The sequence below is a fragment of the Streptomyces sp. NBC_00212 genome (assembly GCF_045206365.1).
Classification (GTDB): domain Bacteria; phylum Actinomycetota; class Actinomycetes; order Streptomycetales; family Streptomycetaceae; genus Streptomyces.
In genome coordinates, this window is record NZ_CP108115.1 from 8,136,164 (window position 1) to 8,154,846 (window position 18,683).

Genomic DNA, 18,683 nt, shown 5'->3' on the forward strand with positions numbered 1-18,683 from the left:
TCTTGGGCGGGGAGGGGCCAACGGCCGCTGCCGACGGATGCGGCGCGGAGCGCCAGGAACGACGAGAGGAACGGAACATGCGCAAGAGGCACGGAACCCGGTGGCCGGTCCTGGCCGGTCTCACGGCACTGGGAGTGGCCGCGGGGGTGCTGCCCGCGGCCGCCGTCCCACCCGGCCCGGGCGTCCGTGAACAGGCGCGCGTCCAGGCCTACTTGGGGCGAATAGCGGACTCCCCGAGCGAGCTCAGGCGCTTCCTGACGGAGCTGCCCAAGGGCGCGGATCTGCATCACCACCTGGGCGGCGCGGTGCGCCCGGAGTCGCTGATCGGGTACGCGGCGCGGGACGGCAAGTGCATCGACACCACGAGCCACGTCGTCACACCCGGGCCCCGGCCCTGCGCGCCCGGACAGCGCCCGGCACGGGACGCCGTGGCTCCGGGCGCGTTCCGGCAGCAGGTGATCGAGGCGTGGTCGATGCAGGGGTTCGTGCTGCCACGCGACGGTGACCCACAGCCCGGACACGACCACTTCTTCGACACGTTCGGGAAGTTCGACGAGGCCGAGAACGGTCACGATGCGGACATGCTCGCCGAAGTGGCCCGTGCCGCCGCCAAGGAACACAGCAGCTACCTGGAGACGCTGACCACGCCGCAGGCCGGCCCGCTGAACCAGCTCGTCGACCGCATCCTCCCCAAGGATCCCGGCCCCGACGACTTCGCGCGGTTCCATGCCGCGCTGACGGCGAACCCGCGGTTCGAGGCCCTGGTCCGGCAGGCGGCGGACGACACCGACCGCAGCGTCCGCGACTACCGCAAGGAGCTCGGCTGCGACACCGGGACCGCCCCGGAGGCCTGCCGGGTCGCGATCCGCTTCGACTACCAGGTGCTGCGCGCCCAGGACCCCCGCCATGTGTTCGCCCAGCAGATCCTCGGCTTCGAGCTCGTACGCCGACACCTCGGCTCAGTCGTCGGCGTGAACATGGTGCAGCCGGAGGACGCGCCCGTCGCGCTGCGGGACTACACCCTGCACATGAAGATGGTCGGCTTCCTCAAGTCCCTCGCCCCGAAGGTGCGGGTCAGCCTGCACGCCGGCGAACTCGTCGAAGGTCTCAACGGGGTCGGCGGTCGCGACCTGACCTTCCACATCAACGAGGCCGTCGCCGTGGCCGGCGCCGACCGGATCGGCCACGGCGTCGACTTCGCCGGCGAGAAGGACCCCGAAGCGCTGGCCGCGCGGATGCGGAGGCAGCACGTCCTCGTCGAGGCACCCCTCATCAGCAACGCCCAGATCCTCCGCGTCAGCGGCGACCGGCACCCGCTGCGCAGCTACCTCGACGCGGGCGTCCCGGTCGCCCTGGCCACCGACGACCCGGGCGTCAGCCGCAGTGACCTGACCGCGGTCTTCCAACAGGCCGTCACCGACCAGCAGTTGACCGTCACGCAGCTGCGCACCCTCGCGCGTGCCTCGCTCGACCACGGCTTCATCGAGGGCCGGAACCTGTGGAAGGAGCAGGACAGCTACGGCGCGTTCGCCGCCCCGTGCACCAACGACACGCCCGACGCGCACCGGCTGCCGAGCGCCGCCTGCCGCACCTTCCTCGCCACCAGCCCCAAGGCGTCGCTCCAGTGGAACCTCGAAGCGGACTGGGCGAACTTCCTGAAGCGGTACGCCCACCGCTGAGCCGGCACGCGGCCCGTGCGCCATCGGCTCAGGCGACGGTGACCCCGACCGAGTGCCAGCCCGTCGCCCCGTTCGGGACGGTCGGGGTGCGCTCCTCGGTCTGGGTCGCGCCCGTGCCGTCGGTGGCCCGTACGGTCAGGGTGTGGTTGCCGACGGCGGTGGCCTGCCAGGGGAAGGACCACAGGCGCCAGGTGTCGACGCTGTCCTGGGCCGCCAGGTCCGCCCGCTGCCAGGGCCCGTCGTCGACGCGCACCTCGACGCGCTCGATGCCCCGGTGCTGCGCCCAGGCCACCCCCGCGACCATGACCGTGCCCCGTTCGAGCCGGGCGGGCGTCCTGGGGGTGTCGATGCGGGACTGCGTCTTGACCGGGGCCTGCTGCGACCAGGACCGCTGCACCCAGTACGCGTCGTACGCGGCGAACGTGGTCAGCTCGATGTCCTCGATCCACTTGCACGCGGACACGTAGCCGTACAGGCCGGGCACCACCATCCGTACCGGAAAGCCGTGCGCGAAGGGCAGGGGCCGGCCGTTCATGCCGATGGCGAGCATCGCGTCCCGGCCGTCGAGGACCGCCTCGACCGGGCTGCCGATCGTCACCCCGTCCACCGACCGGGCCACCAGCTGATCGGCGGGCCCGCCGCGCGAGGGCGGGCGCACGCCGCACTCCTTGAGGAGGTCGGCGAGGCGTACGCCGATCCAGCGGGCGTTGCCCACATAGGGGCCGCCCACCTCGTTGGACACGCACGCCAACGTGATGTCCCGCTCGATCAGCTCGCCCGCCCGGCCCTGGACGAGGTCGTCGAAGGTGACCGTGCGAGGGGTCGTGACCCCCTCGCCGTGGATCTTCAGCCGCCAGGTGGTGGCGTCCACCTTCGGGACGATGAGGGCCGTGTCGACCCGGTAGAAGTCGGAGTTCGGGGTGAACAGCGGGCTCAGACCCGGGAGTTGGAGGTAGGCGGCCTTCGGGACGGGGGCGGCGGGTGAGGCCGGGCGCGGCAGGACGACCTTGGCGCGGGAGGCGTCCGCTCTCTCACCGCTTGAGTTCAGTACGCGGCCGAGCACCCCCGCGGCGGCGGACGCGGCAGCCGCCGCGGTCGCCGCGACGACGAACGCGCGCCGGTCCCAGCCCTCGTCCCCGGCGACCCTCCGTGTGCCCGGTCGTACGCCGGGCAGGCGCCCGACGAGCCAGTACAGGAGCACGGAGCCCGCGACCGCGCCGAACACGGACGGCAGCGCGTCCACCGCGCTGTGCGAGTCGGGGCGCCCGGTGGCGGCCAGCGCCCCCACGACCCCGAACGCGAGGACCCCGGCGGCCCCGGCCCGCCTGTGGCGCAGGGCAAGGACCCCGAGGAACAGGGCGAGGACCGCGAGCACGGCGAGGATGCCGATCTGGAGGACGAGCTTGTCGTTCGTCCCGAAGTGACGGATCGCCCAGTCCTTGAGCGTCACCGGCGTCCGGTCGATGGCCGCCCCGCCGACGGCGGTCACCGGCCCGGCCTCCGGCCGGACGGCGGCCGACACCAACTCGGCCACCGCCAGCGCCGCACAGCCCGCGAGGAGCCCGCACAGGGCGCCGAGTGAGGTACGGGTCCGCCCGCTCAGTTTCGTCGTCACACTCCGCATTCGATACCGCGGCGGCATCGGATTGTCCACGCACGGGCCGTGCGGTCACACGGACGGCCGCGATTCCCCCTGATGGACCCTCAGCGCATGGTGACGGTCAGCAGCGAGTACTGAATCACCGTCAGATCCACCGTCACCGTGGTGCCGCCGACCTTCCAGGGGACCGGCACCGGGGCGGGCGAGGCACCGTCCGGCGAGCTGACCGCGGCGGCCGTCACCTGCCTGCCCGCCGGGACCTCCAGCGAGACCGTGCAGGCGGCCGGGACGGTCCTGAACGGAGCCGGGCTCTCGCCGAAGGCGGTGAAGTTGACCAGTTGGACGACGGTGTCGTCGCCGAGGTGGCTCAGTTCCAGGTGGATCCGGTGGTCACCGGTGAGCGAGACGGCGGGCGGCGCGGCGGTGCGTACGGGTTCGAGGAGCCGGTCGGCGCTCGGCCCGTCCGTGCGCGACAGATACGAGAGGCCGGGCAGGTCCTTGAAGTACCAGCACGTGCCCGCCCCGAAGGCATGGCGGCTGCTCGCTGGCACCGGGTCGGCCCTGCGGAAGCCGAGCACATCGGCGAGCGCGTACTCGGTCCTCGCCGTGCCGAACGCGTCGAGGGCGGTGGGCGCGGAGCCGGTGATGACGACCGTGCCGCCGCCGCCCACGAACGAGCGAAGGACATCGGCCTCGGGATCCGAAACCGCTTGGAGGTTGGGCAGATACAGGACGCGGTATCGCGCCAGGTCAGCGATGTCGAGTCCGGGGCTGGGCACGGTGTCGAACGGAACGTGCGCGTACACCAGCGCCTTGACCGTGCCCCGGAACTCGCCCAGCCACTTCTGCTGGGTGCAGCTCTCGTCGGAGCTCTCGAAGCTCCACCAGTCCGTGACCCCGGCGGGCGGCTTGGTGTTGACGTACATGCCACTGCCCTGCACGGGACTGACGAAGTCGCGGCTGGCGGAGGAGTGGTACACGCCCACCGTCGCTCCGGAGGCGGCGTCGAACAGTTGCTCCTGATGCGCTGCCACGAACCCGAACATGCGCGTGCGCATCGCGATGTCGGTGCTCTGGTCCTTGAACGGGCTCTTCACCTCGTACGGGTTGCAGCCCGCCGCGAGCAACTCGGCCATCACCAACGACGCGTCGTCGGCCTTCCAGCCGTACGAGAAGGCCCAGGCGGGCTTCGTTCCGCTGGCGGCCCGCGCGTACTTGTACATCGAGATCAGGCAGGTCCAGTCGCTCGCCGTGGCGTGGCGCATCCCGTCGTAGTTGCCGAGGATGTCCACCTCCCACACCTGGCTGACGCCCTCCGCCCGGCGCAGTTGCGCGCCGTCCAGGCCGATGAGGGAGGCGTACTGGTAGTCCATCGTCACCGTCTCGACGAACGTGACCAGGTCGGGGTTGACGGAGCGGCCCGCCGCGGCGATGTCCAGCTGGAACTGCGACAGGTTGCGGTGGCGCCACTCGACGTAGCGGCGAAAGCCCGGGTTGGCGAAGTCGGCCGTGCGGGGCAGTTCGAGGCCGGTGTCCGCCTTGAACGCGGCCGCCGCCCACGAGGAGGCGTCGCACCAGCTCATCGCGCCGTCGAAGTAGATGGGAACGTCCGGCCAGATCGCGTCGACACCCGTCGCCGCGAGAGCTCGGATGCGCGCCAAGTAGTAGTCGCGCCAAGGGGAGTTGGGGCTCAGCCAGCAGCTCTCGTCACCCGGGTCCACCCAGACGACCAGGCCGCCGTAGAACACGTTGGGCTGCCCGTCGAGCCCGCGCTGCACCCAGTCCTTGCCGCTGCCGTTCTTGTAGAAGGAGGGCCCCTTCTCGCCGCCCGGGCTGATCAGTTCGAGCGAGGGGTAGTACATGACCACGCGCATCCCGGCCGTGTGGGCAAGGTCCGCGAAGCTCTTCACCTTCGCCATGTGCGCGGTGAACTGCTGGTCGGTCAGCCAGTTCGACAGGACGGTGTCGAGCTCGATCACGCTGACGTTCTGCGCCTTCAGCGCGCTGATGACGGGCAGCATGTCGCGCTGGGGATCGGCGTCGTCGTCGAAGGTGCCGTCCGCGAGCCGGGCGTATCTGGCCCAGTCGGGGAAGGCGGCCCCGGCGACCCGGCCGGCGTCAGGCGCATCGGCCCAGGCCGGGCGGGGCCCGCCGCCGGGGAGGAAGGGCAGCAGCTGTGATGCCACCGCCAGTCCTCCGGCGCCGAGCCCCGTCCGTAACACGCTGCGCCTGCTCAGTCTTCGTTTCGATTCCATGCCCGGATCTCTCCCATCGACCACACCGATACGGTTCCGGCTCGGGCGAGGCATCCTGTCGCCACGTGGCGGGATCGGCCAGAGCGCCCTTTCGGCCAGCGCGGCGATGGAGTGCGGGCAGGGCGCTACGACACCACCTTCGCCGGGCACAGCCGCTGCGGCTTGCCGCCCTTGAGGGTCGCGTCCACGCAGCCGCCCGGGAGCCCGTCGTGGGCGGTGGCGCCGAAGTTGGCCGTGACGGTGAGCGTGCCGTTACCGAAGACGGTCCGCTGCACGGTGCGGTCGGCGGTCAGCCAGTCGAAGGACGTCAACTCCTTGGTCCCCGCCGCCTGGTGGAGCGGAGCGAAGTACTTCTGGAGCGCGGCCAGTTCGCGCAGGTTCTGGTCGTAGCGCTTGTCCTTGTCGCTGAGCACGAAGTTCAGCGGGGTGTTGTAGAGCATCGCGAGCAGCGCCCGCGTCACCTTCTGGTCAGGAAGCTTGCCGAAGGACAGTTCCCAGCGCTCCACGTTGATCAGCGAGCCGTGCAGCGCGGTCTCGTACAACGGCACGCGATAGGCCGGGTCGTACATCGCCTTGAGGGCGTCGGCCACCGCGGCCCGGTGCTCCGGCTTGAAGTCGCTCACCCGCACCGGCTTGAAGAACGTGTCGGGGGCCGCCGCGGGAGTGTAGCCGCCCCAGGCCGGGTCGTCCTTGGGCTGATCCTGCGTGCTGTCGAAGTGGCCCGTCTCCATCGGCCACAGCCGGCCGTCGGCCGGGGTGCCCGAGCCGTGGTCGAAGGCGAGGACCTGGTTGGCCCAGGACCCGGCGGCCTCCGAGCCGAGCACGAGCGGGGCCTGCTGCGCGGTGCCGTCGGTCAGGCGCCGCATCCGGGCGAGCCGGTTGGCCCGGTCCTGAGCCATGGTCATCGGGTGCGCGGCGTCGTGGTCACGGAAGAGCTCGCCTGCCGCGTCCACGTCCAGGAAGTAACTGGCCGCGCCATTGGCGACCAGCGAGCGCGTGCGATCGGCGAGGTAGTGCCGCTGCGGCTCGGCCTGCTCGAAGGCCTGCGAGCTGAGGTAGCAGCCCTGCTTGTGGAAGCCGGGCTGCGGCGTGCCGTCGGCCCGGCGCACGCAGAACGACGGGTAGACGTTGTCGGGCCAGGCCGAGTTCGGGGGAGTGTCGGGGCCCTTGTCGCGCCCGTTGGCGAACGAGTCGTACGGCCCGACCAGGTACCCGGCCTTCTGCGCCGCGGTGACGTCCGCCGTCGTCATGGGCGATTCGTCGGCGTCGTAACCGAGCCAAAGCCGGGAAACGCCGAGGGAGTTGAGCTTCTCGATGCCGGCCGCCTTGCGGCTGCCGCCCCAGGCGTAGGCGTGGAACGCGCCCAGGAGCCTGCCCGTCTCCGGGTTCTTCCGGATCTTCTCGCTCAGACTGCCGAGCTCGCCGTGGTCGGCGAGCCAGTGCCGGTAGTCGACGGCGGGCGCGACCGGGGAGCCGTCGGTGAGGCTGAAGGCGACGGTGTAGTCGCGGGTCGCGTTGCCGCCGGAGAAGGCGTGCTTGGCCGTGGTGCGCAGGCGCCCACCCTGGGAGGCGTACGCGAGTGACGTGCCGATGTCGGTGGGGGAGAGGTAGCTGACGCCTCGGCCGGCGCCGAGGGTGTAGCCCCAGACGGGCAGGGTGAGCTGGGACGCCATGTCCTCCTCGGAGCCCACGAGTTGGGCACGCGGCGAGTTCCAGAAGGCGTCGGCGACGGGCAGTGACAGGCCCTCGCCGCGCGGGAGTTGGAGGGCGGAGGCGGCCTTGTCGGTGCCCGTGACCGGCCAGGCCAGGGTCCCGTCGCGGTCGGAGGTGATGGTGACGAGCAGCCTGCCCTGCTCGACATGTGCCTCGGCGGTCAGGCCCCGGCCGGGATACGACCAGTGGGCGCCCTTGCCCGATGTGGTCACATGGCCGGGCCTGCCCGGCGCGTCGGCGGCCGGGGCCGACACGCGCAGGGTGCGCCCGTCGTCGGTGCGGGCGTCGATCGCCAGGGTCGTGGGGTCGATGGTGGCCGTGCCTCCGGCGACGGGCAGTTCCACCCGGCCGGCGTGGATGCGTACCCCGGCCCCATGGGTGGGCCCGGCGGTGGCGGCCGGGGTCAGGCCGGCCGCCAGAGCGGTGGCGACGGCGAGAACGAGAAGGGTGCGCCGGCCGGTTCGGCGGGCCGGGCGCGCGATGGATGACTTCCCCGTGCTGATGTCCATGGCGCATGGATAACGAAGAGTTGTAAGAGGGTTTCTTAAGACGTGGCGGTGCGAGCGGAGTCGGGGGCTCCGAGCCCTCACCCACGTGATAAATGTCGGCGGCTCCGAGCCGCTGTGTGCGAGGGTGCCCGGGCGTATCGGACATGAGACATCGGAGGGGTGCATGAGTGCTGCCAGGATCGCGGTCGTGACGAGCGGGGTCGGCTTCGAGTACGACGTCGACCTGCCGCTCATCGTGGCCGCGCTGCGCGCCGAAGGCCTGGCAGCACAAGCGCTCGCCTGGGACGCCGACGCCGTGGCGTGGGACGGGTTCGACCTCGCGGTCATCCGCTCGACCTGGGACTACGCGACGCGCCTGGATGAGTTCCTCGCCTGGGCCGAGACCACGTCCCGGCACACCCGGCTGCTCAACCCCGCGCCGATGGTGCGCTGGAGCAGCGACAAGCACTACCTCCTGGACCTCGGCGAGCGCGGTGTCCCCGTCGTGCCGACGCGAGTCCTCGAACCCGGAGACCAGTGCGCCGAGGCCGACTTCGACCGGGCCGGGGACGTGGTGGTCAAACCGGCCGTCTCCGCGGGCGCCCAGGACACCGCACGCTACGAACCCGGCCAGGCCGCGGAAGCCGTCCGCCATGCGCGGATGCTGCTCGACCAGGGCCGCGCGGTGCTGATCCAGCCGTATCTGTCCCTGGTGGAGGAGGGGGAACGGGCGCTGGTCTTCGTGCGCGGCGCGTTCAGCCACGCTCTGCGCAAGGGGCCGCTGCTGACCGAGCCGGGAGTCATGGACAACTCCAGGGTGCCGCACCCCGACCTCACCCCTCACCGTCCCACCGAGGCCGAACTGCGCATCGCCTCGGCCGCGTTGGCGGCCGTACCGTCACCGGGGACCTCGCTGTTCGCCCGGGTCGATCTGGCCCTGGACGAGAACCGGGAGCCGGTGATCATGGAGCTGGAGCTCATCGAGCCCAATCTCTTCCTCCAGTCCAACCCGCGCGGGCTCACGCTTCTGGTCGAGGCGATCGCGGCGGAGGCAGGGCTCAGGAGCGCGTGATCAGGCCCTCGGCAGGCACCGGCGGCCAGTGGCCGGGGGCGAGGACGCCCAGCGCGTACGCCTTCGCCACAAGGGCCGTACGCCCCTGGACGCGCCAGCGCTGGGAGAGCCGGGTCAGGTGGTAGTTGACGCCGTCGACGGTCAGGCCCAGAGCCTTGCCGATGGCGGCCGTGGTCGCGCCGGACGCGGCAAGCGCGAGGATGCGGGCCTGCGCCTCGCTCACCGAACCGTGCGGGGAAGGCGGCGGTTCGGGGCGCTCGTCCCGTACGTACAGCATCGCGAGCAGCACGGGGACCGGGTTGGGGCCGGCCATGATCGGGTCGATGGTGAACTCGCCCTCGCGCTCGGTGCCGTCCTTGCCCGCCCGCCAGGTCACCTCGATGGGATAGCGGGACGTGCGGCCCGCGCGCAGCGCCCTGACCAGCCGGTCGATCTGCTCCTCGGAGCGCGGGGTGAACAGCTCGCGCAGCGAGCGCCCGCGCAGCCGTCCCGGGGTGGTGCCCCACTCGGCGGCCATCGCGGGATTGGCGACGTGCACCTCCCCGTCGATCGAGCAGACGGCGATCGGCAGGGGAATGCGGTCGAGCAGGGTCAGGAAGTGGTTGCGCCACGCCCCCAAGTCCTCCACCACCGCCTGCTCGTCGGCCATGCCGCGTGCCACCGCCCCCTCCTGGGCCCGTCCGCAAGTGCCGGACGCGAGAAACCACTGCACAATCATGCAGTCCCGGGCCCGAGAGCGGCACACCGGGCGGGTGACGCTGGATGCATGACGGACATGATCCTGATCCCCACAGACGCACACCCCGCCGCCGCCGACATCCCCCTGGTGGACATTTCGGGAGGCGGTCTCACCGAGACGCCCATCCAGCAGTCCATGGAGCTGGCCCGCGTGCACGGGCCGGTGTTCCGGCGCCGCCTCAACGAGCACGAGCACCTCTTCGTCAGCTCGCTCGACCTCGTCACCGAGCTCGCCGACGAGACCCGGTTCTCCAAGGGCATCTCGAAGATCCTCGACTACGTGCGCGAGTTCGCCGGCGACGGTCTGTTCACCGCCTACAACGACGAGCCGAACTGGGCCAAGGCGCACGACATCCTCATGCCCGCCTTCGCGCTCGGCTCGATGCGGACCTACCATCCGGCGATGCTGCGCGTCGCGCGCCGCGTGATGGACAGCTGGGACCGCCAGGCCGCGCGGGGCGCGGCGGTGGACGTCGCCGACGACATGACCCGGATGACCCTGGACACCATCGGTCTCGCCGGATTCGGCTTCGACTTCGACTCGTTCGGCCGGTCCACCCCGCACCCCTTCGTCGAGGCGATGGTGCGCTGCCTGGAGTGGAGCATGAAGCGGCTCGGCCGCACCCCGGGCGGCGACTACAGCGAGCAGGACCAGGAGTTCGAGCGGGACTCGGGCTACCTCGCCTCCGTCGTCGACGAGGTCATCGCCGCCCGCACCAAGAGCGGGGACACCTCCGTCGACGACCTGCTCGGCCTGATGCTGGGCGCGGCCCACCCCAAGGACGGCACCACCCTGGACGCGGCCAACATCCGCAACCAGGTCATCACCTTCCTCATCGCCGGGCACGAGACCACCTCGGGCACCCTGTCCTTCGCGCTCTACCACCTCCTCAAGGACCCGACCGCGCTGCGCCTGGCCCAGCGCGAGGCCGACGAGCTGTGGGGCGACACCCCCGATCCCGACCCCACCTTCGAGGACATCGGCAAGCTGCGCTTCACCCGCCAGGTGCTCAGCGAAGCGCTGCGCCTGTGGCCGACGGCGGCCGCCTTCACCCGGCAGGCCCGCGAGGACACCCTGCTCGGCGGGCGCGTCCCGCTGCGCGCCGGTGATCTGGTCACGGTGCTCACGCCGATGCTGCACCGCGATCCCGCATGGGGCGACAACCCCGAGCTGTTCGACCCGGCACGGTTCACGCCCGAGGCCGAGGCGGCCCGCTCCCCGCACGCGTACAAGCCGTTCGGAACTGGTGAAAGGGCCTGCATCGGACGGCAGTTCGCGCTCCACGAGGCGACGATGCTGCTCGCGCTGCTCGTGCACCGCTACCGCTTCGTGGACGGCGCGAACTACCAGCTGCGGATCAAGGAGACCCTCACTCTGAAGCCCCACGGCTTCGCGCTCTCCCTCATTCCGCGCACCCCGGCCGACCGTGCCCTGAACAGGGCCGCACTCCCCGCCGCGTCCGCCGGCACGACGTCCGAGGCCGCCGAGTCCGGGCCCGAACTGCCCTCCCGGGTCCGCCAGGGCACCGGCCTGCTGCTCCTGCACGGCACGAACTACGGCACGTGCCGCGAGTTCGCCGAGCGCCTGGCCGCCGAGGCCACCGCGCTCGGTCTCGCCACCGAGACCGCTCCGCTGGACGCCCACGCGGGCGCGCTGCCCAAGGACCGTCCCGTCGTCATCGTCGCCGCCTCCTACAACGGCCGGCCGACCGACGACGCGGCCCGCTTCGTGCGCTGGATCGAGGACGCCGAGCCGGGAGCGGCCGACGGCGTGCCGTACGCGGTGCTCGGCGTCGGCGACCGCAACTGGGCCGCGACCTACCAGCGCGTCCCCACCCTGATCGACGACCGCCTCGCGGCCCTCGGCGCCGAGCGGCTGCTGCCCCGCGCCGAAGCCGACGCATCCGGTGAACTCATGGGCACGGTACGGGAGTTCGCGGAGAATCTGCGGGTGGCACTCCTGGAACGGTACGGGGACCCGGAGACCGTCGGCGCCACCGTGCCGCCCGCCGAGGCCGCGTACACCGTCACCGAGATCACCGGCGGGCCGCGCGAGGCGCTCGCCGCATGCCACGGCCTGATGGAGATGACCGTCACCGAGGCCCGCGACCTGACCTCGCCAGGACACCCCCGGCCCAAGCGCTTCCTGCGTCTGGCCCTGCCCGACGGTGTCACCTACCGCACCGGCGACCACCTCACCGTCCTGCCCGCCAACGACCCGGCGGTCGTCGCCAGGGCCGCGGCGGCCCTCGGCGTGGACCTCGACACGGTCCTCGGCATCCATGCGCCGGGCACCGCGCCCGCCGCCCTGCCGGTCAACCGTCCCCTGTCCGTGCGCGAACTCCTCACCCATTACGTCGAGTTGGGCGCCCGCCCCACCCGCGACCAGATCGCGCTGCTCGTCGCGCACAACCCCTGCCCGCCCGAGCGTGCCGCCCTCGAACACCTGGCGGCGGACGACCCGCGCCCCCTGCTCGGCCTCATCGAGGACCACCCCGCACTGAGGGGCGCACTCGACTGGCCCACCGTCCTGGAGCTGCTGCCCCCGCTGCGCCCGCGCCAGTACTCGGTGTCCTCCTCGCCCGCCCGCGACCCGCGTCACGCCGACCTGATGGTCGCGCTCAACCCCGGCGGCACCGGCTCCGGCCACCTGCACTCGCTGCGTCCCGGAGACACCGTGCTCGCCCGGGTCCAGCCCTGCCGCGAAGCCTTCCGCATCGCGCCCGAGGAGCCGCAACCGGTCATCATGATTGCCGCGGGAACGGGCCTCGCGCCCTTCCGCGGCGCCGTCAGGGACCGCCTGACGGTGCGTCAAACCACCACCGCCATCCTCTACTTCGGCTGTGACGCACCGGACGCGGACTTCCTCCACGCCGACGAACTGCGCGCCGCCGAACGGGCCGGAGCCCTCTCGCTGCGCCCCGCCTTCAGTGCCCCGGCCGAGGGCGGCGGCCGCTTCGTGCAGCACCGCATCGCCGCCGAGGCCGACGAACTCTGGCCGCTCCTGGAGGCGGGCGCGCGGGTGTACGTGTGTGGCGACGGCAACCGCATGGCACCGGGTGTGCGGGCCGCCTTCCGCGACCTGTACGCCCGGCGCACGGGCGCCCCGGCCGAGGACGCCGAGGCCTGGCTGAACCGGCTCACCGCCGAGGGCCGGTACGTGGAGGACGTCTACGCGGGCTGAGGCACCCCGGGACCCGCTCCACGGCCGGGCGATCGGGCCGGCCGGGGAGCGGGCCCGCGCGGCGCGCACCAGAATCGTAGGAACCGGGCAGGCCGGTCACCGTAAGGCAGGCCTCCCCGCCCACCTCGACACCGGGAGAGAGCACGCGATGCCCACCAGCCCCGCAAGCACCGAGAAGAGCACCATGAAGGCCATGACGTACGCCTCGTACGGGGACAACTCGGTCCTGAGACTGACCGAGCAGCCACTGCCCAAGGTGGGCCCGGGCGAGGTGGTCGTGCGGGTGCGCTGTGCGGCCGTCAACCCGGTCGACTGGAAGATCATGTCCGGCGGTCTGGACGGCATGATGGACACGGTCTTCCCGGTGGTCCCGGGCTGGGACGTCGCCGGTGTCGTGGAGCGCACGGGCATCGACACCCCCGAGTGGAAGGCGGGCGACGAGGTCTTCGCGTACGCCCGCAAGGACTACGTGCACGGCGGCACCTTCGCCGAGTTCGTGACCGTGCCCGTACGGGCGCTCGCCCGTCGGCCGAAGTCCCTGAGCTGGGAGGAGACCGCGGGCGTCCCGCTGGCGGGGCTCACCGCCCGGCAGACCCTGACCCGGCTCGGCACGGGCAAGGGCGACACGGTGCTCGTGCACGGCGCCGCGGGCGGCGTGGGCACGTTCGGTGTACAGATCGCGCGCGCCATGGGCGCCCGCGTCATCGGCACCGCCTCCGAGCGCAACCACGACCGGCTGCGCGAGCTGGGGGCCGAACCGGTCACGTACGGCGACGGCGTCGCCGACCGCGTCCGGGCGCTGGCCCCCGAGGGCGTGGACGTCGTCGTCGACTACGTGGGCGGGGTGCTCGACACCACCTTGGCGGTGCTGCGCGAAGGGGGCCGGCACGCCTCGATCGCCGACCCTTCCGTCATGGAGGCGGGCGGCCAGTGGATGTGGGTGCGCCCCGACGGTCCCGGGCTCGAAGCCCTCGCCACGCTCGCGGACGCGGGGCAGCTCAAGGTCCCGGTGGCCGAGTCGTTCCCGCTGGAGCGGCTCGCGGACGCGTTCGAACTCAGCCGGACGGGTCACGCCCACGGCAAGATCGTGATCCGGGTCGGCGAGGACGCGGCCTAATCCGCACCCGGTCAGGTCAGCGAGGACGTCACGTAGGCCGCCGTTCGAGGCCGGGCCCGGTGTCGGGTCGGTGAACTCAGGGGTAAATCTGGACGCCCGGCCACCCGGATGAGCGTTCGGGGCCGGCCGGGTGCCTAGCATGAGCGGCGTCGTCCTCTCGCAGCTGACACGAACGGAGTGCCGTGATGAGCGACCCCGGTCCGCGTTCTGGTCAGGAACCGGCCGAACCCGACGAGGGGTCCGGCGCAGCGGCCCACAAGTCCTGGCCGCCCGTCGGCCGGCGTACGGCGGCGGCCCTGGCCGTGGCCGTCGTCGCGGTGGGCGCGGGCGCCTATGCCCTCGCTTCGTCCGGCGACGGCTCCTCGGACGCGAAGCCTCCGGCGGCCAAGGGGCCGACGACCGTCGAGGTGTCGGCCGGCGCCTGCGGCAGGGGCTGGAGCGGCGCGACACCGGGCTCGCAGGTCTTCGCGCTGCGCAACACGTCCTCGACGGCGGCCGAGGTCGATCTCACCGACCCGGCGACCGGCGCCGTCTACGGGGAGGTCGAGGGCCTCGCCCCCGGCACGACCCGCGAGATGCGCGTGGTCCTCGGCGGCGGCTCGTACGCCTTCAAGTGCCTGCCGGACGACGCCGACGCGGTCACCGGACCCACCGTGAAGATCGCGGGCGCGAGTACGGGGAGCGGACCGGCCGCGGTCCCGGTGACCCAGCACGACCTCATCCCCGTGGCCCTCGCCCACCAACAGTGGATCACGGCCAAAACCGTCGAACTCGCCGACCGCACCGACGAGTTGAAGCGCGCCGTCGACGACGGCGACCTCGCCGCGGCACGCGACGCCTGGCTGCCCGCGCACCTGGTCTACGAGCGCATGGGCGCCGCCTACGACGCGTTCGGCGATGCGGACGCAGCCATCAACGGCTCGGGCCCCGCGCCCTCCGCCGCCGGATCGGCCCAGGACTTCGAGGGCTTCCACCGCGTCGAGTACGGGCTGTGGCACGGCGAGTCGGCCGCATCGCTGCGCGGGCCCGCCGACCGGCTCGCCCAGGCCGTGCACGCCCTGCGCGACAGCTGGCCGCAGGAGCGGCTCGACCCCGCGCAACTGGGCTTGCGCGCACACGAGATCCTGGAGGCCACGGCGCAGTCGGAGCTCACCGGCCGCACCGACTACGGCAGCGGCACCAGCCTCGCCACCGCCCGCGCCAACCTCGACGGCACCCGCGAACTCCTCACCCTGCTGCGCCCGTTGCTCGCCAGTCGCTACCCGGACCTGCCGCGCCTCGACGCCTGGCTGGACCGCACCCAGCACACCCTGGACGGCTTCGGAGCGGGCGGCCACTGGACGCCGCTTGACCGGCTCGGCCGCCAGGACCGGCAGCGGGTGAACAGCGACATCGGCCAGGCGGTGGAACTCCTCGCCCCGGTGGCGACGATCTGTGATGCGCGGAGGACAGCATGAGCGAGGTACGACGGCGCGGCTTCCTGCGGGGCGCGGCCGTGGGGGTCGGGACCGCGGTCACCGGGGCCGCCCTGAGCGGCGAGATCCCCCGCCCGGCCCTGGCGGACGCTGCGAGCAAGCCCTCCGGGCACGTGGACTTCCACGGCGTGCACCAGGCCGGGATCCTCCAACCACCGCAGCGGGCAACGGCGTTGGTGTCCTTCGACGTGACCACCGTGGACCGCAGGGAGCTCACCGAGCTGCTGCGTACGCTCACGGAACGGGCCCGCTTCCTGGCCACCGGCGGCTCCCCGGCACCGGTGGGGATCACCGCGCCGCCGAGCGACTCCGGGGTGCTCGGCCCGCAGGGGCCCACCGGCGGGGTGACGGTCACGACGGGTGTCGGCGCCTCGCTCTTCGACGACCGGTTCGGCCTGAAGAGCCGCAAGCCGGCCCGGCTCACCGCGATGCCGGCCTTCCCCGACGACGACCTCGACGCGGCCTGGTGCCACGGCGACCTGAGCGTGCAGTTGTGCGCCGACACCCCGGACGTCGTCCTGCACGCCCTGCGCGACATCGCCCGGCACACCCGCGGCGGGATGCAGGTGCGCTGGCGCATGGACGGCTACACCAGCCCGCCCAGGCCCAGCGGAACGCCCCGCAACCACATGGGTTTCAAGGACGGCACCGCCAACCCCGACACCGCGGACGCGGCCGCGATGGACCGGCTGGTGTGGGTGGGCGCCGGGGGCGGCGAGCCCGCGTGGACGGCCGGGGGCAGCTATCAGGTGGTGCGGCTGATCCGGATGCTGGTGGAGTTCTGGGACCGGGTCTCGATCGGTGAGCAGGAGCGGATGTTCGGGCGCAGCCGCGACACCGGCGCACCCCTCGACGGCAACGCCGAATTCGACGCCCCGAAGTTCGCGGAGGATCCCAAGGGTGATGTGATCCCCCTGGACAGCCACATACGGCTCGCCAATCCGCGCTCCGGACAGCCGAGCGAGAACCAGCGGATCCTGCGCCGCGGCTACAACTACGACCGCGGCATGGATGCCAACGGCGACCTCGACATGGGACTCGTGTTCTGCTGCTACCAGCAGGACCTGGCCCGGCAGTTCGAAACCGTCCAGAAACGTCTGAAGGGCGAGCCGCTGGTGGACTACGTCAAGCCATTCGGCGGCGGCTACTTCTTCGCCCTGCCCGGCGTGCGGGACCGGACCGACTGGTTCGGGCGGGCCCTGCTCGCCTGACGGTCGCCCACCCGGCCGCACATCACCAACAGAGGGTCAAGTTTTGGCCTGATATTCCTGACTGGCTGTTCACCAGGGGGACACGGTGTCGCCGTCGCGGTGTAGTGGTCCGCGCGAAACATCGCGTCTCGTCAACGACATCAAGACGGCGGCCGGTCGCCGGACGCCAGTGGAGGCACGCGGAGCATGGGCAGCAAAGGTAGCGCGGCGGGTCCGGGGCGCTGGGCCAGACGGTGGGGGGCGTTCGCCGGAGCGGCGGCACTCGGCCTGCTGAGCGGTACGGTCCCGGCGGCGGCGGACTCGGCGGACCACCACGGCGGCCAGACGGCCACCCCGGTCAAGCACCTGGTGGTGCTCTTCCAGGAGAACGTGTCCTTCGACCACTACTTCGGCGCGTACCCGGTGGCGGCGAACACCGACGGCACGAAGTTCACCGCCGACAAGCACACCCCGAAGGACATCAACACCCTGCGCAACGCCGGGCTCCTGACGAAGAACCCGAACCAGTACCTGCCCAAGCGGCTCACCCCCGAGCAGGCCATGACCTGCGACCAGAACCACAGCTACGGGCCCGAGCAGTACGCCGCCAACGGCGGCAAGGCCGACCTGTACGTCCAGAACACGGACTCCGGCAAGTGCTCCGGCAACCTGTTCGGCGAGCCCGGCCTGGTCATGGACTACTACGACGGCAACACCGTCACCGCGATGTGGAACTACGCCCAGCACTACTCGCTCGGCGACAACTCGTTCAGCACCACGTACGGTCCCTCCACGCCCGGCGCGCTCAACCTCGTCTCCGCGCAGACCCACGGGGTGATCTCGACCGACCCCGCCTCCGGCACCGAGCACCCCAAGCAGACGGCGAAGCCCGACCCGTACGCCGTCGTGTCTCCCAACGCCAAGGGCGTGGGCACGCTGGTCAACGACCCGGACCCGGCGTACGACGACTGCTCGGGCAAGGACCACACCAGCACCAGCCCGCTCGCGGCGATGCAGGGCAGCAACATCGGCGACCTGCTCAACCAGCAGAAGGTGACCTGGGGCTGGTTCCAGGGCGGCTTCCGGCCGAGCACCGCCTGGGACGGCAAGCAGGGCGACTACGCGAAGTGCTCCGGCGCCACCCACACCAACGTGGGCGGCGCGGCGGCCATCGACTACAGCCCGCACCACTCGCCGTTCCAGTACTACAAGTCGACGGCCAACCCGCACCACCTGCCGCCGAAGAACACCGCCGAGATCGGCCACAACGGTCAGGCCAACCACAACTACGACCTCACCGACTTCGACGCCGCGCTCAAGGCGGGCAACCTGCCGGCCGTCAGCTTCCTGAAGGCCCCGGAGTACCAGGACGGCCACGCCGCCTACTCCGACCCGATCGACGAACAGCACTACCTCGTCGAGCAGATCAACAAGATCCAGCAGTCGCCGGAGTGGAAGGACACCGCGGTCGTCGTCGCCTACGACGACTCCGACGGCTGGTACGACCACGCCTACGCCAAGCCGCAGAACGGCTCGAAGGACACCAAGCCCGGCTCCGACGGCAAGGCTCCCGACAGCCCCGCCTGCCAGGCCGGACCGGCCGCGGCCGGCGGCTACTCCGACCGCTGCGGCCCGGGCACCCGCCAGCCGCTGCTCGTCATCTCGCCGTACAGCAAGGTCAACTCGGTCGACCACACCCGCACCGAGCAGGCGTCGATCACCCGCTTCATCGAGGACAACTGGCACACCGGACGCATCGGCGACGCCTCCTTCGACACCCGCGCGAACCCGCTGACCTCGGCGTTCGACTTCAAGCACCCCAACGGCAAGCAGGTCCTGCTCAACGCCGACGGGTCGGTCAAGTCGGTCACCGACATTCCCAAGCACCCGGCCCCGCCCACCGCTTCGACCGGGGGCAGCACGTCCGGCACGGGCGGCTCGGGCAACAACCCGACGACCCAGACGGCCGGCGAGACCCTCGCCGAGACCGGCTCCTCCTCGGCGCTCGTCCCGGCCGGGATCACCGCGGGCGCGCTCGCCGTGGGCGGCGCGGGCATCGCCTTCGCCCTGCACCGCCGCAGGAACCGCACCAGCGCGGCTCAGTAACTCCCGCCGCTGGCAAGACAGTTGACCGAAGGGCCGCCGACGACGTGTCGGCGGTCCTTCGCGTTG

The 18,683-nt window shown here is 72.0% G+C and carries 11 protein-coding genes; 7 read left to right on the plus strand and 4 right to left on the minus strand.

Features of this window, described 5'->3' with window-relative positions:
• Positions 1–77 precede the first annotated feature (77 nt).
• The gene (locus tag OHA17_RS37245; protein ID WP_406510186.1) at positions 78–1,679 is read left to right on the plus strand and encodes an adenosine deaminase; all 1,602 of its coding nucleotides are present in this window, start codon (positions 78–80) and stop codon (positions 1,677–1,679) included.
• 28 nt (positions 1,680–1,707) lie between these two features.
• Here the strand turns inward: OHA17_RS37245 and OHA17_RS37250 are convergent, their stop codons facing one another.
• The 3 genes from OHA17_RS37250 to OHA17_RS37260 form a co-directional block, all read right to left on the minus strand.
• The gene (locus OHA17_RS37250; RefSeq protein ID WP_406510187.1) at positions 1,708–3,303 is read right to left on the minus strand and encodes a molybdopterin-dependent oxidoreductase; all 1,596 of its coding nucleotides are present in this window, start codon (positions 3,301–3,303) and stop codon (positions 1,708–1,710) included.
• A gap of 80 nt (positions 3,304–3,383) precedes the next feature.
• Entirely contained in the window at positions 3,384–5,465 is a 2,082-nt protein-coding gene (locus OHA17_RS37255; protein WP_406510188.1) for a hypothetical protein, read from the minus strand.
• Between the two features lie 194 nt (positions 5,466–5,659).
• Positions 5,660–7,756 carry a glycoside hydrolase gene (locus tag OHA17_RS37260; protein WP_406510189.1) on the minus strand — a complete coding sequence of 699 codons (2,097 nt, stop codon included), beginning with the start codon at positions 7,754–7,756 and terminating at the stop codon, positions 5,660–5,662.
• 163 nt (positions 7,757–7,919) lie between these two features.
• Between OHA17_RS37260 and OHA17_RS37265 the strand changes: the two genes are divergently transcribed.
• Complete coding sequence (locus tag OHA17_RS37265; protein WP_406510190.1) at positions 7,920–8,807, plus strand: RimK family alpha-L-glutamate ligase; 888 nt, start codon at positions 7,920–7,922, stop codon at positions 8,805–8,807.
• On the opposite strand, the gene OHA17_RS37270 is transcribed toward OHA17_RS37265, so the two are convergent.
• Positions 8,794–9,456 carry a PAS domain-containing protein gene (locus tag OHA17_RS37270; protein ID WP_406510917.1) on the minus strand — a complete coding sequence of 221 codons (663 nt, stop codon included), beginning with the start codon at positions 9,454–9,456 and terminating at the stop codon, positions 8,794–8,796. The two genes, OHA17_RS37265 and OHA17_RS37270, sit on opposite strands and share 14 nt — an antisense overlap.
• A gap of 117 nt (positions 9,457–9,573) precedes the next feature.
• On the opposite strand from OHA17_RS37270, the gene OHA17_RS37275 reads away from it, so the two are divergent.
• From OHA17_RS37275 to OHA17_RS37295, 5 genes are all read left to right on the plus strand, one after another.
• A complete protein-coding gene (locus OHA17_RS37275; protein WP_406510191.1) occupies positions 9,574–12,729 on the plus strand; it encodes a bifunctional cytochrome P450/NADPH--P450 reductase in 3,156 nt (1,051 codons plus the stop codon).
• A gap of 184 nt (positions 12,730–12,913) precedes the next feature.
• The gene (locus tag OHA17_RS37280) at positions 12,914–13,846 is read left to right on the plus strand and encodes an NADP-dependent oxidoreductase (RefSeq protein ID WP_398877140.1); all 933 of its coding nucleotides are present in this window, start codon (positions 12,914–12,916) and stop codon (positions 13,844–13,846) included.
• 185 nt (positions 13,847–14,031) lie between these two features.
• Entirely contained in the window at positions 14,032–15,303 is a 1,272-nt protein-coding gene (locus tag OHA17_RS37285; RefSeq protein ID WP_406510192.1) for an imelysin family protein, read from the plus strand.
• Positions 15,300–16,532: an iron uptake transporter deferrochelatase/peroxidase subunit gene (gene efeB, locus OHA17_RS37290; protein WP_406510193.1), complete on the plus strand. Its 1,233-nt coding sequence runs from the start codon at positions 15,300–15,302 to the stop codon at positions 16,530–16,532. Before OHA17_RS37285 ends, efeB begins: the two co-directional genes overlap by 4 nt.
• A gap of 186 nt (positions 16,533–16,718) precedes the next feature.
• Complete coding sequence (locus OHA17_RS37295; protein WP_406510194.1) at positions 16,719–18,617, plus strand: phospholipase C; 1,899 nt, start codon at positions 16,719–16,721, stop codon at positions 18,615–18,617.
• Positions 18,618–18,683 lie beyond the last annotated feature (66 nt).